Below are 20,420 nucleotides of genomic sequence, written 5' to 3' on the forward strand. Positions count from 1 at the left end.
GTGATCGCGTAGCGCGTACCGCCCGATTCACCCGGGCCGGCGGCTACCGCCGGCCCTGCTCCGTCCCGGTCAGCCAGGCGTACGCCGCCCGCGCCGTGAACTCGCTCTGGCCGCGCGCGAACAGCAACTCCGCCCCGCGGAAGGCCGGATCACCGGCCGTGTCCCGCACGTACGGGACGGCGACACACCGCATACCGGCCGCGCGTGCCGCCGCCACGCCCGGGGCCGCGTCCTCCAGCACCACGCAGTCGGCCGGGTCCGCGCCCAGGCGCCGCGCCGCCTCCAGGAAGACGTCGGGCTCGGGCTTGCCGTGCGGGACCTCCTCGGCGGAGACGTACAGAGCGAAGTACGGACCGAGCCCCGTGCCGTCGAGCACGGCCTCGATGGCGGCACGCGACGAGCCGGAGGCGACCGCCATGGGCACCCCTTGTGCGTGCAACTGCTCCACGAACTTCCGCATCTCGGGAAAGACCTCGGTCGACGCGCGTGCCAGCTCCACATAGACGCGGTCCTTCACGGCCAGCAACTCGTCCACCGGTGTGTCGAGCCCGTACTCCGCGCGCAGCGCCTGAAGCGTCTCGCGGGTGCTGATGCCGATGTACCGGGTGTGGTGCTCCCAGGTGAAGTCGGGTACACCGTGCTGTGCGAGCAGTCGACGGCCGGCCTCGTAGTAGTTCGGCTCGCTGTCCACGAGGGTGCCGTCGAGGTCGAAGACGACGCGGACGGAGGAGGGGGTGCGCGCGGTGCTCATGGCCCCAGCATGCCAAGCCCGCACACCGGGCGCCCCGCCTGGCCGGCTCCGCACGGCTCACACACCACCCGGAACACCACGGAGGCCACCATGCTGATCGTCGCCGGCAAAGGTTACGTCGATCCCGACGACCGTGAGGCGTTCCTCGCGGGCTTCGAGGCGGCGCAGCTGCGGGCGCGGGCCGAACCCGGCTGTCTCGACTACGTGGTGGCCGCCGACCCGGTCGAGCCGGGCCGCGTCAACGTGTACGAGCGGTGGGAGTCGCAGGAACACCTGGCGGCCCATCTGGCCCGTACGGCGCGGGAGTCACAGCCGTCCCCCGTCGTGCTCAGAATGGAGATCACGCAGTACGAGATCGGCGCCTCGGGTCCGCTCTCAGCCTGACGCACGGGCCAGCAGCCCCGAGAGCCCGACTTCCAGCACCTCCCGCAGCGACGGCGCGAAGTCGATCCGCATGGCCGCGAGCGACGGATCGGCCTCGTAGGCCGCCAGCATCGCCGCCGACGGCTGGGTGTGGGTCCAGATCGCGCCGGCGGTCAGGACGCAGTAGGCGGCGAACCGCGGCGCGTCCTGCTCGCTCAGCTCGGGCACATGGGCGCGGACCAGAGCCGCCAGTTTGCCCACGTTCGCGATGGCGGTGCGCTTGAACTCGGCCGCGACGTCGGGCGAGACGTTGCGTTCCAGGACCGCCGCCTGCGAGCTGGTGAGATCGCACAGGACCGGGCGGTCCGCCAGCGAGGCGGCGAGCACGGCAGCCACCTGGTCGCCCCGCTCGCGCAGTGGCGCGCGGGCGTCGATGTCCGAGGCGAGCGCCCCCTCCAGATACTCCGTCCACTCGCGCCACGCGACGTCGAGCAGGTCGAGGAGGACGGCCTCCCGGGACTCGAAGTAGCGCAGGACGTTGGACTTCGCCAGCCCGACCCGCCGGCTCAGCTCGTTGAGGCTCACCTGGGACACCGGCATCTCGGTGAGCATCGATGCCGCCGTGTCGAGGATCGCCCGGCGGCGCTGGGCGCGCTGCTCCTCGCTGCGTGCGCGCTGGAAGGTGTGTGCCATGGGCCAAGTCTACAGACCCCCGGTCTGTTGTTATCGGACCGCTGGTCTGCTATCTTCGGAATTGAAGAGACCGGCGGTCTTATATGGGGTCGCCGCCCTGCTGCACCTCAAGGAGTCATCATGTACATCGTTCCTGATCAGACCGGCAAGTACGCCGTCGTCACCGGCGCCAACAGCGGCACCGGCAAGGAAGCTGTCCGCCGTCTCGCCGCCGCCGGCGCGCATGTCGTGATGGCCGTCCGTACGGTCGCCAAGGGCGAGAGCGCCCGTGACGAGATCCTGGCGCGCCATCCGAACGCCAAGCTCGACGTGCGCCGCGTCGACCTCGCGGACCTCGCCTCCGTCGAAGAGTTCGCCGACGGTCTCATCGCCGACGGCACCCCGCTCGACCTGCTGGTCAACAACGCCGGAGTGATGGCCCCGCCCTCGCGCATCGAGACGACCGACGGCTTCGAGCTCCAGATGGGCAGCAACTTCCTCGGCCCGTTCGCCCTGACCGTACGGCTCCTCCCGCTGCTGCTCGCCGCCGGATCCCCGCGTGTGGCCACCATGAGCAGTGGTACGGCGAGCTTCGGCAGGATCGACTTCGCCGACCTCCAGTGGAAGAGCCGGAGGTACAGCTCGAACGGGTCGTACGCCCAGTCCAAGCTCGCCGACATGATCATGACCAGGGAACTGGCCCGTATCGCGGCGGAGCGCGGCTGGAATCTGCTGAGCACCGGCGCGCACCCCGGCTTCACCCGTACCAACCTCCAGACGGCGGGCGCGAGTCTCGGTACCGGCAAGAGGTCCCTCGGTACGACTCTGCTCACCAAGATGGACTTCCTGCCCTCGCAGGGGGTGGAGCCGGGCACCGAACCGCTGCTCTACGCCGCGACCAGCCCCGACGCCGTCGCGGCCGGCTACTACGGCCCCGGCGGGCGCTTCGGCCTCGTCGGTCCCGCCACCACCGCACGGATGACCCGCAGGGCGCTCGACGCGTCGGTCAACGCCCGTCTGTGGGCGGAGGCGGAGCGCCTGACCGGCGTCGCGCTCCCCGCGCACGCCGTCTGAGGGCCGATCTGCCTCTGGTGCGTCCAAAAGGGTGAACCGGCTACCGGAATGGGTAGTCCAGGCGGCAGCACCCGACACGGGCAGCTGGTCTAGACCGCCTGCTACCGTCGGCCGGACACGTGAGCGGGGCACCGCGCACCACTCACGGACGCACAGAACGATCGAGCGACAAGGGGACGGACAGTGGGCGACAGGCGCGACGGCAGGAGCGAAGGACGGGCCTACATCGGGTCGTTCACCTCGGCGGGCGGTCGCGGCATCATCGCCGCCACCGTGGACGCGGACACCGGCTCGCTGACGGAGATCGGCGCGACCGACGAACTGGCCGACCCCTCCTATCTGACCCTCGCGGCCGACGGCTCCGTGCTCTACGCCGTCTCCGAAGGAGAGGAAGGAGCGGCGGCGGCCTTCGACGTCGTCCCGCGCGCGTCGGGCGGCGCGTCGGCGCCGCGCCTGCTGGGCGAACCGGTGCCGGTCTGCGGATCGGGCCCCACCCATCTCACCCTCACCGCCGGGCACCTGGTGACCGCCAACTACGGCTCCGGCAGCGTCACCACGCTGCCCGTCCGCCCCGACGGCACACTCGGCGCCGCGGCCGGAATCCTCCAGCACGAAGGCACCGGACCGCGTTCCGACCGGCAGGAAGGGCCGCACGCCCACCAGGTGCTGCCCGACCCGAGCGGCCAGTGGCTGCTCGCCGTCGACCTGGGCACCGACTCCGTACGGATCAGCTCCGTCGACCCCGGCAGCGGAGACATCGACCCGCACGGCGAGACCGTGCTGCGCCCCGGCACCGGACCGCGCCATCTCGTCTTCCACCCGGCGGGCACGCACGCGTACATACTCAACGAGTTGGAGACGACCCTCACGGTCTGCCGCTGGGACGCGGACAAAGGCACGCTGGAGCCGGCCGGCGAGGCGCCCGTCCTCCCCGACGGTGTCGAAGTGGCGAGCCACGCCTCCGAGATCGTCGTCTCACGCGACGGCAGGCACCTGTGGGCAGCGGTGCGCGGGCACGACTCCATCGCCGTTCTGACGCTCGACGAGACGCGTGAGAAGGCCGTTCTGGTCACGACCGTGGACTGCGGGGGACGCTGGCCGCGCGATCTCGCGCTGGACCCGGCGGGCCGCAGGCTCTACGTGTCGAACGAGCACTCCGGCGATGTGACCTGGTTCGACATCGACCCGGTGACCGGTGTGCCGTCCCGTGCGGGCTCGTTCGAGGCGCCCGCGGCCTCCTGTGTGATCTTCGGCTGACACCGCCGCCGGGCGGCGCCGGTGCCCGGCGCCGGACGGGCTGAGAGATCAGGCCGTCCGGCGGCCACCGGGCGGAAGCGGAGTCGCGGAGTTCAGGACGCCGGGGAGTTCTGCGTCTGCGCCGAGATGCCCAGCGCGCTCGTGTACTGCGAGAGCACCAGCTTGCCGACGGCCGGATACGCGCCGAGCGGCTCGGAAGAGGCGCAGTCGGCCTCCTTGAGAGCGATGTCGAGCAGCCCCTCGGGGAGCTCGGGTCCGATCAGGTACGGGGCGAGCGCAAGCTGCGTGGAGCCGGACTCGCGCAGCTGCTCGGCGATGGCGGCGACCGCGCCCTCGTCGTCGAGCGCCGCCGCCATCACCGGCACGGCGAGGCGCGCGGCCAGCAGCATCCCGGTGATCCCGGCCGCCTGGACGGCCTCCTCGCCGCCCACCGTGGCGAGGATGATGCCGTCGGCGGCCGTCGCCACCGTGAAGAGCCTCGCGCGGTCGGCACGGGCGAGCCCGGCCTCCGACAGACGCACGTGCAGCGCCTCGGCGAGCAACGGGTGCGGACCGAGGACCTCGGTCATCTCCGCCACGGCCTTGCTGTCCACCACGGCCTGACGTATCCGCCTGACCAGGGAGTTGTCGGGACCCGCGAGCAGCGGCACGACAACGGCCGAGATGCCCTCGGGCTCGGTGACCTCACGGCCGGCGGCCTTCGCCTGCTCGTAGCGCTCGACACGCTGCTCGGAGGTCTGCGCCAGGACGGTGCCCAGCGCGGGGTACTCGTCGTCGTCGCCGTCCAGATAGCCGATGCGGGCGTCCAGGCCCGGCAGCTCGGAACGCGCGATGCTGACGACCTCCTCGCCGAGGTTCCGCACCTCGGCACCGGGGATGCCGGGCATGGCCAGCACAAGCGTGGGCGCGCCCTCGGGCGCCGCCACGGGTTCGGGTCGACGGTGCCGCCCCGACTGTCGGGGTCGAGGCATTCGTACAGGCAGGCCGGGTGCCGGCCCAGTGGGGGAGCTCATGGCGCCGAATGCTACTGGTTTTGTGGGGTCGGCTGTTCGGGGAGGGTCCGGTCGTGCGTCATCTGTCCTTATTTCTTCGCTATGGTGCTTAACCCTCATTCGTCCCGCTCTGTCGGGACGGACAACATCCGCCCGTCGCACGGCAGTCGGAGCGAACCGGTCGCGAGGGCCGCCGCGATCCGCAGGGCCCCCGCCAGCGGGTCTCCCTCCGCCGACACCGGCCTCGCGTGCGGCAGCCGGTCGGCCAACTCCGCCCGCAGCGGTACGAGCAGTGGGTCACCCATCTTGAACAGCCCACCCGTCAGGGCCACTTCGCACCCCTCCGCCGGCGGACACGCGGCGACGGCCGCGTCGGCGATGTGCCGCGCGGCCTCGGCGAGGATCCCCGCGGCCACCGGGTCGTCGGCCGCGCAGCGGGCCACCTCGGGGGCGAACGAGGCGAGCACGGCGGGCCGGTCGGTACGCGGATAGACCCGCCCCGGCATCTCCGGCGCGGGGCCGAACACGGCTTCCGTCCGGGACAGCAGTGCGGCCGAACCGCCGCGCCGCCCGTCGTACGCGCGCATCGCCGCCTCCAGCCCCGCCCGGCCGATCCAGGCACCGCCGCCGCAGTCGCCGAGCAGATGCCCCCAGCCGTCCGCGCGCCGCCAGCCCGTCAGATCGGTGCCCAGCGCGATCATGCCCGTACCGGCGGCGACGACGGCGCCCGGACGCTGGCCGAGCGCCCCCGCGTACGCGGTGACGGCGTCGGCGGCGAGCGCCAACCGCCGTGCTCCCAGGGCGTTTTCCAGCGCCGCAGGCAGGTCGGCGCGCAGTCCGTCACCGAGCGACGCCATGCCCGCGGCGCCGATCGCGACGGCCACGGGAGCCGCCGCGCCCTCGCGCGCGAGCAGCGTCCGCGCGGCGGGCAGCAACTGCTCCAGCAAATGGTCCGGATCGATCCCGGAAGCCCCGGTGCGGACCGGCCCGGCGGACGCGGCGCCACCCACCGTCCTGACCGCCGCGCCGCCCTCCGCCGACGCGGCTGCGGCCTCGTTCACCGACCCGAGGGCGATCCGCAGCCCGGACCCGCCCGAGTCGACACCGAGCACCCAGCTCATGGCGTCAGATCCCCGTTGGACGGCAGGGGCGCCGCGATGTCCGCGTGCGTCTCACGGAAGACGCTGTCCGTGTGTTCGGAACGAAGGGCTTCGGAACGAAGGGCTGAGCGGACGTGATGACGGTGAGTCAGTGAATCGGTCACCGGACGCAACGAACTCCCCTCCTTCCTGCCGATCAGCTGCGAGATCCGCTCGAACGGCCTGACGATCTCGACGTCGAGGAAGACTAGCGCCTTGGAGGGGTGGCCCCGTTCGAGGGACTTCTCCTCTTCGTAACCCAGTAGAGTGATCGGCCGTGGCACCACGACCCTTGCACGAGCTTGTTGAACCCGGATGGGCGACAGCTCTCGAACCAGTAGCTGAACGCGTCGGCGCCATGGGGGACTTCCTCCGGGCCGAGATCGCAGCCGGCCGGACGTATCTGCCCGCCGGCGCGAACGTGCTCCGCGCGTTTCAGCAGCCCTTCGACGATGTCCGAGTCCTGATCGTCGGACAGGACCCGTACCCCACACCGGGGATGGCCGTCGGACTCAGCTTCTCTGTGGCCCCCGACGTGCGTAACCTCCCGGGCAGCCTGGAGAACATCTTCCTGGAGATGCATCGCGACATCGGTACGCCAAGACCCTCCAACGGTGACCTGACTCCCTGGACACGGCAGGGCGTGCTGTTGCTCAACAGGGCGCTCACGACGGCCCCGCGCAAGCCCGCCGCGCACCGGGGCAAGGGCTGGGAAGAGGTTACGGAGCAGGCGATCCGGGCGTTGGTGGGGCGCGGCAAGCCGCTGGTGTCGATCCTGTGGGGGCGTGACGCGCGCAATCTGCGGCCGCTGCTGGGGGATCTTCCGGCGATTGAATCCGCGCATCCGTCTCCGATGTCGGCGGACCGGGGCTTCTTCGGCTCGCGGCCGTTCAGCCGGGCCAACGACCTTCTCACCGGGCAGGGTGCCCAGCCGGTGGACTGGCAACTGCCTTAGGGCATGACGCAGTTGAGGAACGTGGTCAGGAAAGGTCCCTGAGGAAGCCGAGGAGAGCTTCCTGGGTCTGCGCGGGATCTTCCAGCATGGAAACGTGTCCGCCGGTGACTTCGGCCAGACGGGCGCCGGGATGCCGTCGACGAACTCGGCGGAGTGTTCGGGGTTGAGCCGCAGCGTGGTGCGCAGACGTGCGCAGCCGACGACGGTCGCGAGGCCCCGCACCCTGCTGGGGGTGGCGTGTGGTCACCCTGATCGCGATTGCCGCCCCCAGGGACCGCCGTGTGCTCGGCCGCGAGCTGCTCGATCACGGGTCCCCAGCTGCCGACCCCATTGCTACTGGTCCCGTGCACAAGAACCAGGCCATCGGGAGGCATGTTGACCTAGGATGGTTGAACGGTGAACATGTGTCGCCGTCCTGGCTGCTGTCACGGCGGCACGACAACAGTCCATCGACTCATGGCTGCCGACGGACAGCTGGTTTCGGAGGAATTCGGAAATGCTCGTTGACTCCTTGACGATCGATTCCGTGCCGCAGGACGAAGTCACGGTGTCGAGTTACAGATCCGCCGATCTCGGTCCTGTCCAGATCGGCGAGGTGATATTTCAGGACGAGCTGCGGCTTGAGTGCGAAGATATCGGCACCGGATTTTATGTTCAGCTGCCGATTCAAGGGCGATTCGAGTCGCGGCACCGTGGTGTGCGCACGCTGGTCAGCCGCGCGTCGTCGGTCGTGTACCAGCCGGGTGGCGGGTCGTTCTCCGGCCGCTGGCCGGCGGGCTACCGAGCGTTGTGCGTCCGCATTGACGCGTCGGCGCTGGACACCGCTCTGGCCAGACTCATCGGCGACCGCGTGTCCAGCCGAGCCCGCTTCGGCCCGGTCATGGACACCGCCGACGGCTACGGGCGCGGCTGGGCCGACCTGCTCTATTCGGTCAACCGACAGCTCGCGGGCGCTCCGGACAACCTGCTGACACAGCCGCTGGTCGCTGCCCCGCTGGCGGAGAGCGTGATCAACGGCTTCCTGCTCGCGGCGGCCCACACGCACACCGAGGCGCTCACCGCGTCGGTGGCGCCGGCGCGGCCGGCGGCGGTCCGCACCGCCATCGACGTCATCGAGGCGGACGCACGGACCCCGCTGACGCTGTCGGTTCTCGCCGAGCACTGCGGCGTGAGCGCGCGCACCCTGCAGAAGGCATTTCAGCGGCATCTGGGCATGTCGCCGATGGAGTACCTGCGCGATGTCCGCCTGCGCCGGGCGCACGAAGAACTCCGCAGCGCCGATCCGTATGTCGACTCGGTCGCCTCGATCGCCCGCGGTTGGGGCTTCGCGCACCCGGGCCGATTCGCCGCCGCGCACGAGGCGAAATATGGAATAAAGCCGCTGCGTACGCTTCGTGGATAACCGGATTCGCATCCCGGACCTTTTCTTTTCGCGGCGCGGCACGGTGGCTAGGGTTATGCCTGAAGAAGCCGTACTGAAGAAGCCGTACAGAGAAACTCAGGAAAGCGACCCATGATCAACGAACCCCTGGCTGACGTCCGCGACATGTATATGGCGCACACCATGTTCCGGCGCGAGATCGGACTCGCCCCGGCGCTTGTCCGCGGTGTGCCGGGCGGCGACGTCAAGCGTGCCGCGACCGTGGCCGACCACTTCCAGGTCGTCGACAACAGCCTGCACCACCACCACGTCGCCGAGGACGAACACGTGTGGCCACGGCTGGCCGAGCGGGCGGGTACGGAGGCCGAACCGGTGGTGCGGGTGATGGAGGAGCAGCACGCGGCCATCGGTGCGCTGCTGGACGAGGTCCGTGCCGGGCTCGCACGGTGGCGGGGCACCGCCGACGCGGCACAGGGCGAGGCCCTCGCCGACGTGGTGAGCCGTCTGCACGAGCACCTCGTCGAGCACCTCGCCGTCGAGGAGGACCTCGCGCTTCCTCTGATCGAGAAACACATCACCGCGGCCGAGTGGGGCCGGATGATCGCCGACAGCGCAGGCGACGTCGCGCCGGAGCGGATTCCGCTGATCTTCGGGATGATGGCGTACGAGGCCGATCCCGGCACGGTGCGGGACATCATCGCCCAGATGCCGCCCGAGATCAGTGGCGTGATCGGGGACCTGGCTCCGCAGTCCTACGCGGCACACGCGCGGCAGGTGTACGGCACCGCCACCCCGGCGCGGATCGGCGCTCGCGGAGCGGTGGCGTGATGACCGAGGTGAGATTCGGCGCGCTGTTGGAGCCGACGGCCGACCGCCCGCAGGATGTGGTCGGCTGGGCGGAGCTCATGGAGCAACTCGGTTACGACGTCGTCTCGTTGTCCGACCACCCGTACTGGCCCGAGCGTCTGGACACCGTCGCGCTGCTGTCGGCCATGGTGGCCAGGACGCGGCGGATCACGGTGATGCCGAACCTGCTCAATCTGCCGCTTCGGCCGCCCGCCATGATCGCCCGTACCGCCGCCACCCTGGACATCCTCAGCGGCGGCAGGTTCGAGCTGGGGCTCGGAAGCGGGGCGCAGCAGATGTGGGAGTCCATCGTCGCGGAGGGCGGCCCCCCGCGCACCGCCGGGCAGTCCATCGAGGCGCTGGAGGAGGCCACGCACATCATCCGTGCGCTGTGGGCGTCCAAGGCGGACGTCGAGTTCCGGGGCACGCACTACCGGCTCGGCGGCGCTCGGCCCGGCCCCGCGCCGGTGCACCAGGTCAGTATCTGGTTCGGCGCCTACCGGCCCCGCATGCTCCGTGTCGTAGGTGCCATCGGCGACGGGTGGATCCCCAGCTCGCCCTTCTTTCCCCCGGAGGCGCTGCCCGACGCCAACCGGATCATCAACGAGGCCGCGGAGGCCGCCGGCCGGTCACCGCGGAGTATCCGTCGCGGCTACAACATCGAGGGCGAGTTCGGTACCGGCCCCGGCTTCCTCCAGGGACCGCCCGCTGTCTGGGCGCGGCAACTGGCCGAGCTCGTACTGACCGGACAGATCGACACGTTCTTCCTGTACCGGGTCGGCTCACCCGACTTCCTGCGCCGCTTCGCCGCTGAAGTCGCGCCCGCCGTCCGCGAACTCGTCACGAGCGGCTGACCGTCGCCCCCGCATTACCACCGCACGATCTACGAGGCACCAAGCATGCCCCCGACGGACCTGTGTTTCTCCAGCGTGCGCGATCAGTTGACGGCGCTTGACCAGGACCGTGTCGGATTCCGCGCTCCTGCTAGACGTGCTGCACGGCCCGGCGCCGGGTGACCGGCGCATCGCGCGGCCGCCGGACCGTACGTTCGCCGAGGCCGCCGCGACCGGGCCGGGCCGGCTCCGGGTCGGGCTGTCGCTGCGCCCCTGGCCGGTCGGTGGCCGCCTCGTTTCACGCGTCGAGCACGCGGTCCGCGGTATGGCCGACACCATCGCCGAGTTGGGACACGAGGTCGTGCGCGTCGAGCCGCCACTGACCGACCGCACCGGGATGCTCAGAGCGCGGCTGGCTGGCCACGCTGCTGGGGGCGCAGCGCTACACCGCGTTCGTGACACTGTGGAACCTGTCGGGCAACCCGGCGGCCGTGGTACCGGCCGCCCGCACCGACGACGGCCTCCCGCTCGGCGCACAACTGGTCGGCCGGCCACACGACGAGGCGACCCTCCTCGCCCTGTCGGCCCAACGTGAGGCGGAGCACCCCTGGTCCCGACTGCGCCCGCAGCTGGACTGATCACGTGCATGGACCGTTGGGAGCCTGATCAAACCGTGCTGCGACGCGGGGTGGTGGTGCCGTGCACACGCTGCGAATGGGCTCGGAACGCCTCTCCGGCCGCCTGCTCGATGACAGGCCGCACCTCCGGCGGCATGTTGGCCACCGCCCGCGCGACAATCCCGGGATCGCCTTCGTACATCATCATGCCGAACATGAGAGGAAGCAGCTCCTGAGGTGTGTCCTTGCCGCCCTCCTGAACACTCCGGTCCCACTCGTCGAGCGTGATGTACCTGTCGATCAGCGGAAGGACGCGCCGCTCCTCGTCGCCCAGGTGCTCGTACAGCGGGGGAAGCAGCCCTTCGAAGGTGCCCGCCAGCGCGTCGCGCGGACCCGCGGCCGCGCTGTGACGCCACTTGTCCAGGAGGGTGGTCGCCTCCGTGTAGAGCCGGGCGATGCCCGCGTGTTGCTCCTCCATCGAGTGGACCACCGGTGCGATCTCCTCGGGACCGCGCTCCAGCAGGACCGGCCAGAGGTACGCGTCCTCAGCGGCATGATGGTGATGGAGCACCGAAGCCACCAGTTCGGCGTGCCCGGCGACGACTCCCACCCGCTCCCGATCACCGGCCCCGACCTCGCGCACCAGGGCCGGAAGCAGCGAGAACTCCCGCCGGAGCATGGTGTGCACCATGTACATCTCGCGCGTGCTCACGCTCGGTTCCTCATTGACCGTCATGTGCTTCACCGTGATCCTTTGGCGCACCACCGCGCAATAAGGTGCAATTGACCCGAAACGCCTTCTGGATCACCTTAGATCAGCACGTGCCGCAGACCATGATCAACGAATCAGCCAAGGACCGCCGCCCGGACACACAGCACGTCGGGAAGGTGCGAGGCGAGTTGCTGCCAGGTGTCGCCGTCGTCCGCGCTCGCGTAGACCTCGCCGTTGCGGTTGCCGAAGTAGACACCGGCCGGGTCCGCGTCGTCCGTGCACAGCGCGTCGCGCAGCACCGTCCCGAAGTGGTCGCCGTCCGGCAGCCCCGTGGTCAGGGCGTCCCAGGTCTCGCCCGCGTCGCTCGTACGGTAGATCCGGCAGCGCCGGCCGGCGGGGACCCGGTCGGAGTCGGCCTGGATCGGGAAGACGTACGCCACGTCGGCCCGGTGCGGATGGGCCGCGACGGCGAAGCCGAAGTCGGACGGCAGACCGGAGCCGATGTCCTTCCAGTTGGCGCCCGCGTCGTCGCTGCGGAACACGCCCCAGTGGTTCTGGAGGTAGAGCCGGTCCGGATCGACCGCGTCCCGGGCGATCTTGTGGACGCACTGGCCGAACTCCGGGTCGGGATCGGGCAGGAAGACCGCCGACACGCCCTTGTTGGAGGGCGCCCAGCTCGCGCCGCCGTCCCGTGAGCGGAACACTCCCGCGGTCGACACCGCGACCGTCACCGCGTCCGCGTCCCTGGGGTCGGTCACCACCGTGTGCACCGCCTCGCCGCCACCGCCCGGCACCCACTGCGAACGCGTCGGGTGCTCCCACAGCGGCCGGACCAGCTCGAAGGTCTCGCCCCTGTCGTCGGAACGGAACAGGGCGGCCGGCTCGGAGCCCGCGTACACGACGTCCGGCGCGGCGGGCCCCGCCGGATGCAGCTGCCAGACCCGCTCCAGCGACGCGCCGGTGTCCTTGGGGAACTTCACGGCCGGTTCGCTCGGCTCGCTCCAGCTCGCGCCGAGATCGTCGGAGTGGAACACGGACGGGCCCCAGTGCGCGCTGTCCCCGCCGACCAGCAGGCGCGGTACGGCGTGCCGGGTGTCGATCCCGATCGAGTAGACCGCCTGCGCGTTGAAGTGCGGTCCGTCGAACTCCCACCGCCCGCCGCGCCTGCGGCCGATGAAGAGTCCCTTGCGTGTGCCCACGGTGAGCAGTACGTCGTTGGTCATGGCGGATACCTCCGAAGACGCCGTTGTCCCAGACTCCGGACAGTCTGCACCCACCCACTGACAACGCACCTCCGGACGACGCCGCCCCCCCGGGCCGAAGGCCAGGAGGCCGACGCGCGGCCTTCGGCTCAGCCGTCGGCCCGGCCGACCGTCCCCAGGCGTGCCACCTCCTCGTCCGAGAGCCGGAGCGCGCCCGCCGCCACGTTCTCCGCGAGGTGCTTCGGGTCGCTTGTCCCGGGGATGGCCAGTACGTGCGGGCCCTGGGCCAGCGTCCACGCCAGCCGTATCTGCGCGGGCGAGGCGCCGTGCGCCCGCGCGACGGCGAGCACCGCTTCGTCGTCCGTCGCGCCGGCGCCCGACTCGCGCCCGCTGCCCGCGATGGCGAAGAACGGTACGTAGGCGATCCCCAGGTCACCGCACTCCCGCAGGAGCTTCTGCTCCGCGCCCGGCGCGTCCACGCTGTAGGAGTTCTGCACACAGACCACCGGCGCGATGGCCCGGGCCTCGGCCAGCTGCTCGGAGGTCACGTTCGAGACGCCGAGATGACGGACGAGCCCGGCGTCCCGCAGCTCGGCCAGCGCGCCGAAGTGCTCGGCCACCGAGCGGGTCGCCCAGCTCTGCGGCAGACGCAGATTCACCACGTCCAGGTGATCACGGCCGAGCTGGCGCAGGTTCTCCTCGACCTGACCGCGCAACTGCCCCGGCTCGGCCCACCACCACTCGCCCGAGGTGTCCCGGCCCGGCCAGACCTTGCTGGTGATGACCAGATCGTCGGGGTACGGCGCGAGCGCGGTGTTGATCAGCTCGTTGGCGGAGCGCGTCGCGGAGAAGTAGAACGCGGCGGTGTCGATGTGGTTCACGCCGAGCTCGACGGCCTGCCTCAGTACGGCTGTCGATTTCTCGCGGTCGCTCCGCCCGCCGCCGGGACCGAAGGGAACACCGCCGGTCAGGCGCATGGCGCCGAACCCGACGCGGTTGACGGTCAGATCGCCGAGCCGCCAGGTACCTGCGGCCGTCGCGGGGCGGTCACGCGTGTCGGACATGGATCTCCTCTGTAGGAAGGAAGGGCGGGCGGGCTGTCCGGGCACGACCCGGATCCGGGCACGAAAAAAGCCTCCCCGGCGGATCGGAATCCGCACAGACAAGAGGCTTGATCGACAACGCATCCTAGCAGTCCGCTCCCGGCCGTGGGGCGGCTACGTACCCGACGGCCCCCGCTCCCCGCGCGCCGCCGCCAGCAGACCCTCCCAGTCCGGGATCTTCACCGACCGCCGCCCCAGCTCCGCGCCCAGCGCCGCCTCCGCGTCCTCGATGGCCAGCCAGCCCGGCCATTCCACCGGGTGGTGCCCGGCCGCGCGGAGCGCGTCGAGCGGGTCCCCGGCGATCCGGCGCGCGCCCAGCGCGGGCGCGTCCGCGAGGAGCGAGGCGACCGTCTCCTTCGCGCACGCGCGATTGGTGCCGATCACCCCCGTCGGCCCGCGCTTGATCCACCCCGCCACATACTCGCCGGGCGACGCCGCCCCGTCCCTCAGCACCCGGCCCGCCCGGTGCGGCACCGTGCCCGTCGCCTCGTCGAAGGGCAGCCCGGCGATCGGCACCCCCCGGTAGCCGACCGCCCGCAGGACGAGCCCAGCCTCGATGTCCTCGTACGCCCCCGTGCCCCGCACCCCGCCCTGCCCGTCGGGAGCGGTGCGCTCGAACCGTACGGCCGTCACCCGTCCGTCGTCGGTCCCGAGCAGCTTCACCGGGCGCAGGAAGAACCGCAGGTGGATCCGGCGCGCCCGGCCCTGGTCAGGCGCGTCGGCCCAGCCGCGTACGACGTCCACGTTGCGCCTGTTGACGGCCGCCAGTGGCTGCGCGGCGGGCGTGGGCGGCCCGGACCCGGTGCGGTCAGCCGGGGCCGGGGCGTACGCCGGATCGAGCTCCAGGTCGGCGGGCTCCACGCGCACCTCGGCCGAGGGCAGCGCGCCCAGTTCACGCAGTTCCTTCGTGGTGAACTTCGCCTGCGACGGGCCCCGCCGACCCACCATGTGCACGTCCCTGACCGCGCTCCCTGCCAGCGCGCCGAGCGCCGGGTGCGGTACGTCCGTCGGCCGGAAGTCCTCCGCCCCACGGGCCAGGACGCGCGCCACGTCGACGGCGACATTGCCCACGCCGATCACCACGACCGACCGCGCGCCGAGCCCGAAGCCGCCCGGCACGGCGTCCGGGTGCGCGCTGTACCAGGACACGAAGTCCGTCGCCGAGTGGCTGCCGGCCAGCTCCTCGCCCGGGATGCCGAGCCGCCGGTCGCGGGCGGCGCCGACGCAGTAGACGACCGCGTGGTAGAGCCCGAGGAGTCGTTCGGGTGTGAGGCCCTCCGCGCCGATCTCGACGTTCCCCAGGAAGCGGACGCGTTCGTGCTCCAGCACCGAACGCAGCGTGTTCTGGAGCGACTTGATCTTCTCGTGGTCGGGCGCGACGCCGTAGCGCACCAGCCCGTACGGGGCGGGGAGCCGGTCCAGGACATCCACCAGGACGCCGGGCACCGACGGCTGCTGGACGAGGGCCTGGGCGGTGTAGACCCCGCTGGGGCCCGATCCGACGACGGCGACGCGCGGCACGGCGCACTCCTTCCGGCAGGAGACCTCCAGCATCGCACCGGCGCGCGGCGCTGAGGAGTACGCGGAACCGTCGCGTCGCGGGCGCCGCGCCCGGTGGGGGTACGCCAGTGCGCTGACCGAGTGCGATGCGCGCCGAGGGCGAGTGTGCCACGGGAGAGGGGAAGAATTGCCTGATTAAGTGGTGAATGTGTCAGAACCTGAGATGACTTCCGCCGCTGAGCCCGCGACGCCTGTCTGGCCCCGGTGGGAGGTGCAGGGGTACGGCACGGTCACCTGCGACACCCTGCCGGGCGGCCGGTGCGAGCTTCCGAGACACGAACTGGTACCGCCCTGGGTCGACATCCGGCTGACGTTCGCCGACGGGGCGCGCGTCGACGTACTCGCCGTCCTGCGGGACGGCGTCGTCGCCGTCGAGGACGCGCAGGCCGATCCGCCGCTGCCGCTGGACGACCTGACGGAGCTGCGCGCCTGGATCGAGGCACCCGTCGAGTACGCCTGCCGCGTGGTGGCGGGACAGCATCATGTGGAGGCCGGCCCGGTCGAGGGCGACGTGGCGGCGGCGAGGCCGGCGCCGAAGCCGGCGGTGAGGCCCGCGTCCAGCACCGCGGAACCGGCGGTGGCCGTGACGGCGGAGGGCGAGGGCTACGAGTACGAGGGCGGCCCGTCGGGAGCCGACGCGGAGCTTCTGGAGGACGAGCCCGCGCCCGGCGGCCGGCACCGCGCCGACGACTCCGTGTCGTCCGACCGCGCGGACCGGCGCGGTGTGGCGGAGACGTACCGCAGGGCACAGCAGTTGGGCCAGGACCCGGTCCTCGCGGTGATGTGCGCGACCGGGTACGGGCGCCGCAAGTCGCTCAGCGTCATCGCGAGCGCCCGCGACGACGGCTATCTGACGCCGCGTCACCGCCGCCGCTGACGCGACCCGGCACAGGACGCCGAAGACGGCGCCGGACGTGCGTCACAGCGAGCGCATCCGGTTGATCTCGGACGTCTGCTGCGCGATCACATCGCTTGCCATCTCTTCGAGTTGGACGTTGTTGCCCCCGGAGAGGGCCTCGGTCGCCATCGTGACCGCACCCTGGTGGTGGGTGACCATCAGGCTGATGAAGAGGTCGTCGAACGCCTTCCCCTCCGCCGCCCGCAACTTCGCCAGTTGGGCGTCGGTGGCCATGCCCGGCATGTCCATCGCGCCGTGGTCGTGGTCGCCTTCCTTCTTCGCCTTCTCCTCGCCGCCGTTGAGCTTCAGCCAGCCCTCCATGGCGCCGATCTCCGGTTCCTGCGACGCGGAGATGCGCTCGGCGAGCCGCTTGACCTGACCGGATCCGGCGCGGTCCGGGGCGAGTTCGGTCATCACCAGCGCCTGGCTGTGGTGCTGGATCATCATCGTCGCGTAGCCGAAGTCCGACGCGTTGGGCGTGTTGTCCGGGATCTCCTTCGCCGCCTCCTCGGGGGAGAGGGTCCTGGACTTCTCACCCGGCTTGCCCGGGGCGACCACCTGGCCCGTGGCGTCGCTCTTGGTCTCGTTCCCGGTCTCGCTCTTCTTGCCGTCGTCGCCCGAGTCGCAGGCTCCCAGGGCGAGTAGAGCGGCCATGGCCACCGCTGCCACGACAGGCCGGAGGACACGCGGTCTCCTGGTCCGGATCAACACAGTGACCTCCTGTGGTACTTCACGTGTATCGGGCACGTTGTCAGGGACTTTCCTAACACGCTTCCGGACGCCAGTGATCAAAAACTTTCATTACATCTAGGTTGCCATCTGTTGAGATGTACATGTGAAGGACGATACTGCCGACGTCCGTAAGCCGTTCAACTGGGAACGGATACAAGGGAGGACGCAGTGACTTCGTTGCACACCACCCGCGTGCGGCGCAGACGTCTGGGCGTGGCGGCAGCCGCTGCCGCCGGGCTCTTCGCCACGCTGCTGGCCGCCGGACCGGCGGTCGCGACACCGGACCCCGGTGACAAGCCGGCCAAGGAAGAGACTTCCAAGAGCCAGCAGGCCGAGGCCAGGAAGGCCATCGAGAACAACGACATACCCGGCGTGGACGAGATCATCCACAGTGACAACATGTCACACGTCGCCAACGTCCCCAAGGAGCACCTGAAGGGGACCAACTCGGACATCGCGTTCCAGGGGAAGTACGCCTTCTCCGGGAACTACGACGGCTTCCGGATCTTCGACATCAGCAAGCCGTCGAAGCCCAAGACGGTCGCGCAGGTCCTGTGCCCCGGCGGTCAGAACGACATATCCGTCTCGGGAGACCTGCTCTTCCTGTCGACGGACGCCTCGCGCAGTGACAACTCCTGCTCCAGCGTCTCGGCGCCGGCGACGGAGAAGTCCTCCTGGGAGGGCATGAAGATCTTCGACATCAGCGACAAGCGCAACCCCGAGTACGTCGCTGCCATCGAGACCGCGTGCGGCTCGCACACGCACACGCTCGTGCCCGAGGGCAAGAACGTGTACGTGTACGTCTCCTCGTACTCGCCCAGCACCACGTTCCCGGACTGCCAGCCGCCGCACGACGGGATCAGCATCATCAAGGTGCCCCGCAAGGCGCCCGAGAAGTCGAAGATCGTCGACTTCCCGGTGCTCTTCCCGGACGGCGGCAACCCCGGCGCGCCCACCAACCCGGGCGTCTCGGCCACCACCGGCTGCCACGACATCACGGTGCTTCCCTCCAAGGACCTCGCCGCCGGTGCGTGCATGGGTGACGGCATCCTGTTCGACATCAAGGACCCGGAGGCGCCGAGGATCATCGACCGCGTCCAGGACAACGTCAACTTCGCCTTCTGGCACTCCGCGACGTTCAACCAGGGCGCCAACAAGGTCGTCTTCACCGACGAGCTCGGCGGCGGCGGAGCGGCCACCTGCAACGAGGAGATCGGTCCGAAGCGCGGCGCGGACGGCATCTACGACATCGTCGGCAAGGGCGACAAGCGGAAGCTGGTCTTCAAGAGCTACTTCAAGATCGACCGTCCGCAGGCGGACGCCGAGGTGTGCGTGGCGCACAACGGCTCGCTGATTCCGGTCAAGGGCAAGGACATCATGGTCCAGGCCTGGTACCAGGGCGGCATCTCGGTCTGGGACTTCACCGACTCGTCGAAGCCGAAGGAGATCGGCTACTTCGAGCGCGGCCCGGTCACCCTCGACCAGGTCACCACGGCCGGCCCCTGGTCGGCGTACTACTACAACGGCTACATCTACTCGAACGACATCGCCAAGGGTCTGGACGTCATCAAGCTCGACGACCGCCGGACGGACGAGGCGAAGAAGGTGCGGATGGACGAGCTCAACGTCCAGACGCAGCCTGACTACTTCGAGGACTTCCGCCGCTGACCGGAGCGGCCGGCCGCTGACGCGGCCGGCCGGACCGGCAGTCAGACGCTCCGCCGGGCGGGCTCCCCGCCCGGCGGAGCGTGGTAGGCCGGATCAAGACCGAACCGCTGGAACAACTCGTCCCGCAGGCTGACCAGCGGCATACCCGCCCCCGGCAGCAGAATCGCGAACACGGCGCCCATCATCAGCGCACGCAGCAACGGGTAGTCGCGGTCCACGTCGTCCGACCCGTAACGCACCATCGTCTCGCGCAACAGCTCAGCGAGGCGCTGCTGTTCGGAGCACTGGACGAAGCCCTCGGCCTGGAGTATGCCCGCCATATGGGCCCGCATCAGGACCGGATGGTCGACCGTGAGACCGAGGACGGAGTCGATGGCACGCGCCAGCAGCTCATGGCCGTCGTCCGTGCGGGGCTCGCGCTCCAGGGCCGCCTGGAGCGTCTGGTGCATCAGCCGGTGCACGGCCGACTGGAACATCTGGCGCTTGCCGGGGAAGTAGTACGAGACCAGTCCGCGTGCCGCACCGGCCCGGTCGGCGATGTCGGCCAGGGTCGTCCCGTCGAATCCGCGCTCCTCGACAAGATCGACGGTGGCCTGTAGAAGCCGCTCGCGGGAACGCCGACGAAGTTCTTCATTGACCGATGCGCTTCGCGGGGACATGCTGGACTCCTGCGTTGACTGGCTCCTAGCCAGTATACTCAGCATGCCCCCGCCGCCCGATCCGTCGGGCCTGGTCGGCGTGGGACGAGGCTGTCTGTCTTGGGCGACGCGGGGGATCGTCCAAGACAGACGGCGCGCTCGCCGCTTCTCTGTGCTGACCTGCGAACTCGCAGGTCAGCACAGAGAAGCGATCAGAGCGGGTGTGCAAGTTTGACTATCTCTGGTCGCCCTTGATCGTACCCGTGCTGACCGGTTGCTGACTTAACTGACGCTCCCTCAGATAATTCAGAGACACCCCGAAGGCAGTGATCCGACACTGCCGACCGGACTCATTGTCAGGCAGCAGGGCGCCTCAGCAGTGCCGTGGAGCGAAGGGGCCGCTGATCGACTGCGTCCGGGCTTTGCCGCAGGTCGGGCGCGTGACCTTTCGGACCTAGCGATCTTTCGCGCTCAATCTTGAGGGAGGGTTCTGTCAGTCACTACCTGCCGTCCTGGTCGGGCGTCACGTGCACGATTTTCGGTTCCTAGCCGTTAGTGCCCCTCCCGGTCAGAGCGAGGCCGCGGCGCGCGACTTGCCGATTTGCCGACTTGCAAGTGTTCCGATGACGCACCTGTGGAGTGCGTGGCGATCCTGGAGCAGGTCTCGAAGGGCTTCTGACCTACGGTTTGATGCGTACGCATTATGTGCGTTGTGGGCGTTACGGGCGATAGCTTGACGCTGATCAGACGTTCGTTCCGATGGGGTGTCAGTCGATTTGTTGGGCAAGTCAGGTCCTGTCGAGGTGGCAATTGCCGACAGGTTGCAAAGGCAGTTGACGCTGGAGCGTATAGGTGCCGATCCCGGCTGATCAGATGTCCCGGAAGAGATTCGCCTGGTCTGTGACCTGCTGCGATGGGCCAGTATGGGGCACTGACCAGCGCAAATGCGCAGCGTGAAGGGATACGGGCAGACGTTGGCCCGGGTATGGTCCGGATCTTGGGAGAACACGACCTCGGCCGGCTTCGT

General features: G+C 70.1%; 21 protein-coding genes and 1 pseudogene. 11 read left to right on the top strand and 11 right to left on the bottom strand.

The genetic code is table 11. The features are described 5' to 3' along the window. Positions 1-43: 43 nt before the first annotated feature. Positions 44-751 (bottom strand): HAD family hydrolase, encoded by a 708-nt coding sequence (locus OIE74_RS35290; protein WP_329391090.1) that lies wholly within the window; start codon positions 749-751, stop codon positions 44-46. A 90-nt stretch (positions 752-841) separates the two neighbouring features. Between OIE74_RS35290 and OIE74_RS35295 the strand changes: the two genes are divergently transcribed. After that, entirely contained in the window at positions 842-1,135 is a 294-nt protein-coding gene (locus OIE74_RS35295) for a putative quinol monooxygenase (RefSeq protein WP_329391092.1), read from the top strand. Here OIE74_RS35295 and OIE74_RS35300 read toward each other — a convergent pair. Then, positions 1,127-1,807, bottom strand: coding sequence for a TetR/AcrR family transcriptional regulator (locus OIE74_RS35300; RefSeq protein ID WP_329391094.1), 681 nt, complete (start codon positions 1,805-1,807; stop codon positions 1,127-1,129). The two genes, OIE74_RS35295 and OIE74_RS35300, sit on opposite strands and share 9 nt — an antisense overlap. Positions 1,808-1,927: 120 nt before the next feature. On the opposite strand from OIE74_RS35300, the gene OIE74_RS35305 reads away from it, so the two are divergent. Both OIE74_RS35305 and OIE74_RS35310 read left to right on the top strand, forming a co-directional pair. After that, positions 1,928-2,860: an SDR family oxidoreductase gene (locus OIE74_RS35305; protein ID WP_329391096.1), complete on the top strand. Its 933-nt coding sequence runs from the start codon at positions 1,928-1,930 to the stop codon at positions 2,858-2,860. Between the two features lie 183 nt (positions 2,861-3,043). Further along, positions 3,044-4,117, top strand: a complete 1,074-nt coding sequence (locus OIE74_RS35310; RefSeq protein ID WP_329391099.1) for a lactonase family protein — start codon at positions 3,044-3,046, stop codon at positions 4,115-4,117. A gap of 92 nt (positions 4,118-4,209) precedes the next feature. Here OIE74_RS35310 and OIE74_RS35315 read toward each other — a convergent pair whose 3' ends face one another. The 3 genes from OIE74_RS35315 to OIE74_RS35325 all read right to left on the bottom strand — a co-directional run bounded on the left by OIE74_RS35315 (position 4,210) and on the right by OIE74_RS35325 (position 6,532). Further along, positions 4,210-5,130, bottom strand: a complete 921-nt coding sequence (locus tag OIE74_RS35315; RefSeq protein ID WP_329391101.1) for a sirohydrochlorin chelatase — start codon at positions 5,128-5,130, stop codon at positions 4,210-4,212. Positions 5,131-5,225: 95 nt separating this feature from the next. Continuing rightward, positions 5,226-6,230 (bottom strand): N-acetylglucosamine kinase, encoded by a 1,005-nt coding sequence (locus OIE74_RS35320; protein ID WP_329391104.1) that lies wholly within the window; start codon positions 6,228-6,230, stop codon positions 5,226-5,228. Next, positions 6,227-6,532: a hypothetical protein gene (locus tag OIE74_RS35325; RefSeq protein WP_329391106.1), complete on the bottom strand. Its 306-nt coding sequence runs from the start codon at positions 6,530-6,532 to the stop codon at positions 6,227-6,229. Before OIE74_RS35325 ends, OIE74_RS35320 begins: the two co-directional genes overlap by 4 nt. On the opposite strand from OIE74_RS35325, the gene OIE74_RS35330 reads away from it, so the two are divergent. The 6 genes and pseudogenes from OIE74_RS35330 (at position 6,526) to OIE74_RS35350 (ending at position 10,901) form a co-directional block, all read left to right on the top strand. After that, complete coding sequence (locus OIE74_RS35330) at positions 6,526-7,203, top strand: uracil-DNA glycosylase (protein WP_329391109.1); 678 nt, start codon at positions 6,526-6,528, stop codon at positions 7,201-7,203. The two genes, OIE74_RS35325 and OIE74_RS35330, sit on opposite strands and share 7 nt — an antisense overlap. Before the next feature lie 496 nt (positions 7,204-7,699). Next, positions 7,700-8,605 (top strand): helix-turn-helix transcriptional regulator, encoded by a 906-nt coding sequence (locus OIE74_RS35335; RefSeq protein WP_329391111.1) that lies wholly within the window; start codon positions 7,700-7,702, stop codon positions 8,603-8,605. A 111-nt stretch (positions 8,606-8,716) separates the two neighbouring features. Next, on the top strand, positions 8,717-9,412 hold the full coding sequence (locus OIE74_RS35340) for a hemerythrin domain-containing protein (protein WP_329391114.1): 696 nt from the start codon (positions 8,717-8,719) through the stop codon (positions 9,410-9,412). Next, positions 9,412-10,284: an LLM class flavin-dependent oxidoreductase gene (locus OIE74_RS35345; RefSeq protein WP_329391116.1), complete on the top strand. Its 873-nt coding sequence runs from the start codon at positions 9,412-9,414 to the stop codon at positions 10,282-10,284. The genes OIE74_RS35340 and OIE74_RS35345 overlap by 1 nt, the downstream gene beginning before the upstream one ends. Positions 10,285-10,393: 109 nt before the next feature. Beyond that, positions 10,394-10,642 (top strand): annotated as a pseudogene (locus OIE74_RS38735) (amidase); the annotation flags it as partial. A 49-nt stretch (positions 10,643-10,691) separates the two neighbouring features. Continuing rightward, on the top strand, positions 10,692-10,901 hold the full coding sequence (locus OIE74_RS35350; protein ID WP_329392549.1) for an amidase family protein: 210 nt from the start codon (positions 10,692-10,694) through the stop codon (positions 10,899-10,901). Positions 10,902-10,929: 28 nt separating this feature from the next. On the opposite strand, the gene OIE74_RS35355 is transcribed toward OIE74_RS35350, so the two are convergent. The 4 genes from OIE74_RS35355 to OIE74_RS35370 form a co-directional block, all read right to left on the bottom strand. Further along, complete coding sequence (locus tag OIE74_RS35355; RefSeq protein ID WP_329391119.1) at positions 10,930-11,616, bottom strand: hemerythrin domain-containing protein; 687 nt, start codon at positions 11,614-11,616, stop codon at positions 10,930-10,932. Between the two features lie 110 nt (positions 11,617-11,726). After that, positions 11,727-12,815, bottom strand: coding sequence for a WD40/YVTN/BNR-like repeat-containing protein (locus OIE74_RS35360; RefSeq protein WP_329391121.1), 1,089 nt, complete (start codon positions 12,813-12,815; stop codon positions 11,727-11,729). Between the two features lie 128 nt (positions 12,816-12,943). Then, complete coding sequence (locus OIE74_RS35365; protein ID WP_329391124.1) at positions 12,944-13,858, bottom strand: oxidoreductase; 915 nt, start codon at positions 13,856-13,858, stop codon at positions 12,944-12,946. A 153-nt stretch (positions 13,859-14,011) separates the two neighbouring features. Continuing rightward, positions 14,012-15,418, bottom strand: coding sequence for an FAD-dependent oxidoreductase (locus OIE74_RS35370; protein WP_329391126.1), 1,407 nt, complete (start codon positions 15,416-15,418; stop codon positions 14,012-14,014). A gap of 202 nt (positions 15,419-15,620) precedes the next feature. Here OIE74_RS35370 and OIE74_RS35375 point away from each other — a divergent pair, with 202 nt between their 5' ends. Further along, positions 15,621-16,334 (top strand): DUF6214 family protein, encoded by a 714-nt coding sequence (locus OIE74_RS35375; RefSeq protein WP_329391129.1) that lies wholly within the window; start codon positions 15,621-15,623, stop codon positions 16,332-16,334. Positions 16,335-16,376: 42 nt separating this feature from the next. Here OIE74_RS35375 and OIE74_RS35380 read toward each other — a convergent pair whose 3' ends face one another. Then, a complete protein-coding gene (locus tag OIE74_RS35380) occupies positions 16,377-17,009 on the bottom strand; it encodes a DUF305 domain-containing protein (RefSeq protein WP_329391132.1) in 633 nt (210 codons plus the stop codon). Between the two features lie 246 nt (positions 17,010-17,255). Between OIE74_RS35380 and OIE74_RS35385 the strand changes: the two genes are divergently transcribed. Continuing rightward, a complete protein-coding gene (locus tag OIE74_RS35385) occupies positions 17,256-18,755 on the top strand; it encodes an LVIVD repeat-containing protein (RefSeq protein ID WP_329391134.1) in 1,500 nt (499 codons plus the stop codon). 41 nt (positions 18,756-18,796) lie between these two features. Here the strand turns inward: OIE74_RS35385 and OIE74_RS35390 are convergent, their stop codons facing one another. Continuing rightward, complete coding sequence (locus OIE74_RS35390) at positions 18,797-19,414, bottom strand: TetR/AcrR family transcriptional regulator (protein WP_329391136.1); 618 nt, start codon at positions 19,412-19,414, stop codon at positions 18,797-18,799. Positions 19,415-20,420 lie beyond the last annotated feature (1,006 nt).

The sequence above is a fragment of the Streptomyces sp. NBC_01716 genome, from assembly GCF_036248275.1.
Classification (GTDB): Bacteria; Actinomycetota; Actinomycetes; order Streptomycetales; family Streptomycetaceae; genus Streptomyces.

Excerpts from the sequence above, each read along its gene's own strand:
- OIE74_RS35335 (WP_329391111.1), top strand. The coding sequence starts at position 7,700 with ATGCTCGTTGACTCCTTGACGATCGATTCCGTGCCGCAGGACGAAGTC.
- OIE74_RS35355 (WP_329391119.1), bottom strand. The coding sequence starts at position 11,616 with ATGACGGTCAATGAGGAACCGAGCGTGAGCACGCGCGAGATGTACATG.
- OIE74_RS35340 (WP_329391114.1), top strand. The coding sequence starts at position 8,717 with ATGATCAACGAACCCCTGGCTGACGTCCGCGACATGTATATGGCGCAC.
- OIE74_RS35315 (WP_329391101.1), bottom strand. The coding sequence starts at position 5,130 with ATGAGCTCCCCCACTGGGCCGGCACCCGGCCTGCCTGTACGAATGCCT.
- OIE74_RS35360 (WP_329391121.1), bottom strand. The coding sequence starts at position 12,815 with ATGACCAACGACGTACTGCTCACCGTGGGCACACGCAAGGGACTCTTC.
- OIE74_RS35380 (WP_329391132.1), bottom strand. The coding sequence starts at position 17,009 with ATGGCCGCTCTACTCGCCCTGGGAGCCTGCGACTCGGGCGACGACGGC.
- OIE74_RS35295 (WP_329391092.1), top strand. The coding sequence starts at position 842 with ATGCTGATCGTCGCCGGCAAAGGTTACGTCGATCCCGACGACCGTGAG.
- OIE74_RS35390 (WP_329391136.1), bottom strand. The coding sequence starts at position 19,414 with ATGTCCCCGCGAAGCGCATCGGTCAATGAAGAACTTCGTCGGCGTTCC.
- OIE74_RS35375 (WP_329391129.1), top strand. The coding sequence starts at position 15,621 with ATGACTTCCGCCGCTGAGCCCGCGACGCCTGTCTGGCCCCGGTGGGAG.
- OIE74_RS35365 (WP_329391124.1), bottom strand. The coding sequence starts at position 13,858 with ATGTCCGACACGCGTGACCGCCCCGCGACGGCCGCAGGTACCTGGCGG.
- OIE74_RS35290 (WP_329391090.1), bottom strand. The coding sequence starts at position 751 with ATGAGCACCGCGCGCACCCCCTCCTCCGTCCGCGTCGTCTTCGACCTC.
- OIE74_RS35305 (WP_329391096.1), top strand. The coding sequence starts at position 1,928 with ATGTACATCGTTCCTGATCAGACCGGCAAGTACGCCGTCGTCACCGGC.
- OIE74_RS35320 (WP_329391104.1), bottom strand. The coding sequence starts at position 6,230 with ATGAGCTGGGTGCTCGGTGTCGACTCGGGCGGGTCCGGGCTGCGGATC.
- OIE74_RS35345 (WP_329391116.1), top strand. The coding sequence starts at position 9,412 with ATGACCGAGGTGAGATTCGGCGCGCTGTTGGAGCCGACGGCCGACCGC.
- OIE74_RS35300 (WP_329391094.1), bottom strand. The coding sequence starts at position 1,807 with ATGGCACACACCTTCCAGCGCGCACGCAGCGAGGAGCAGCGCGCCCAG.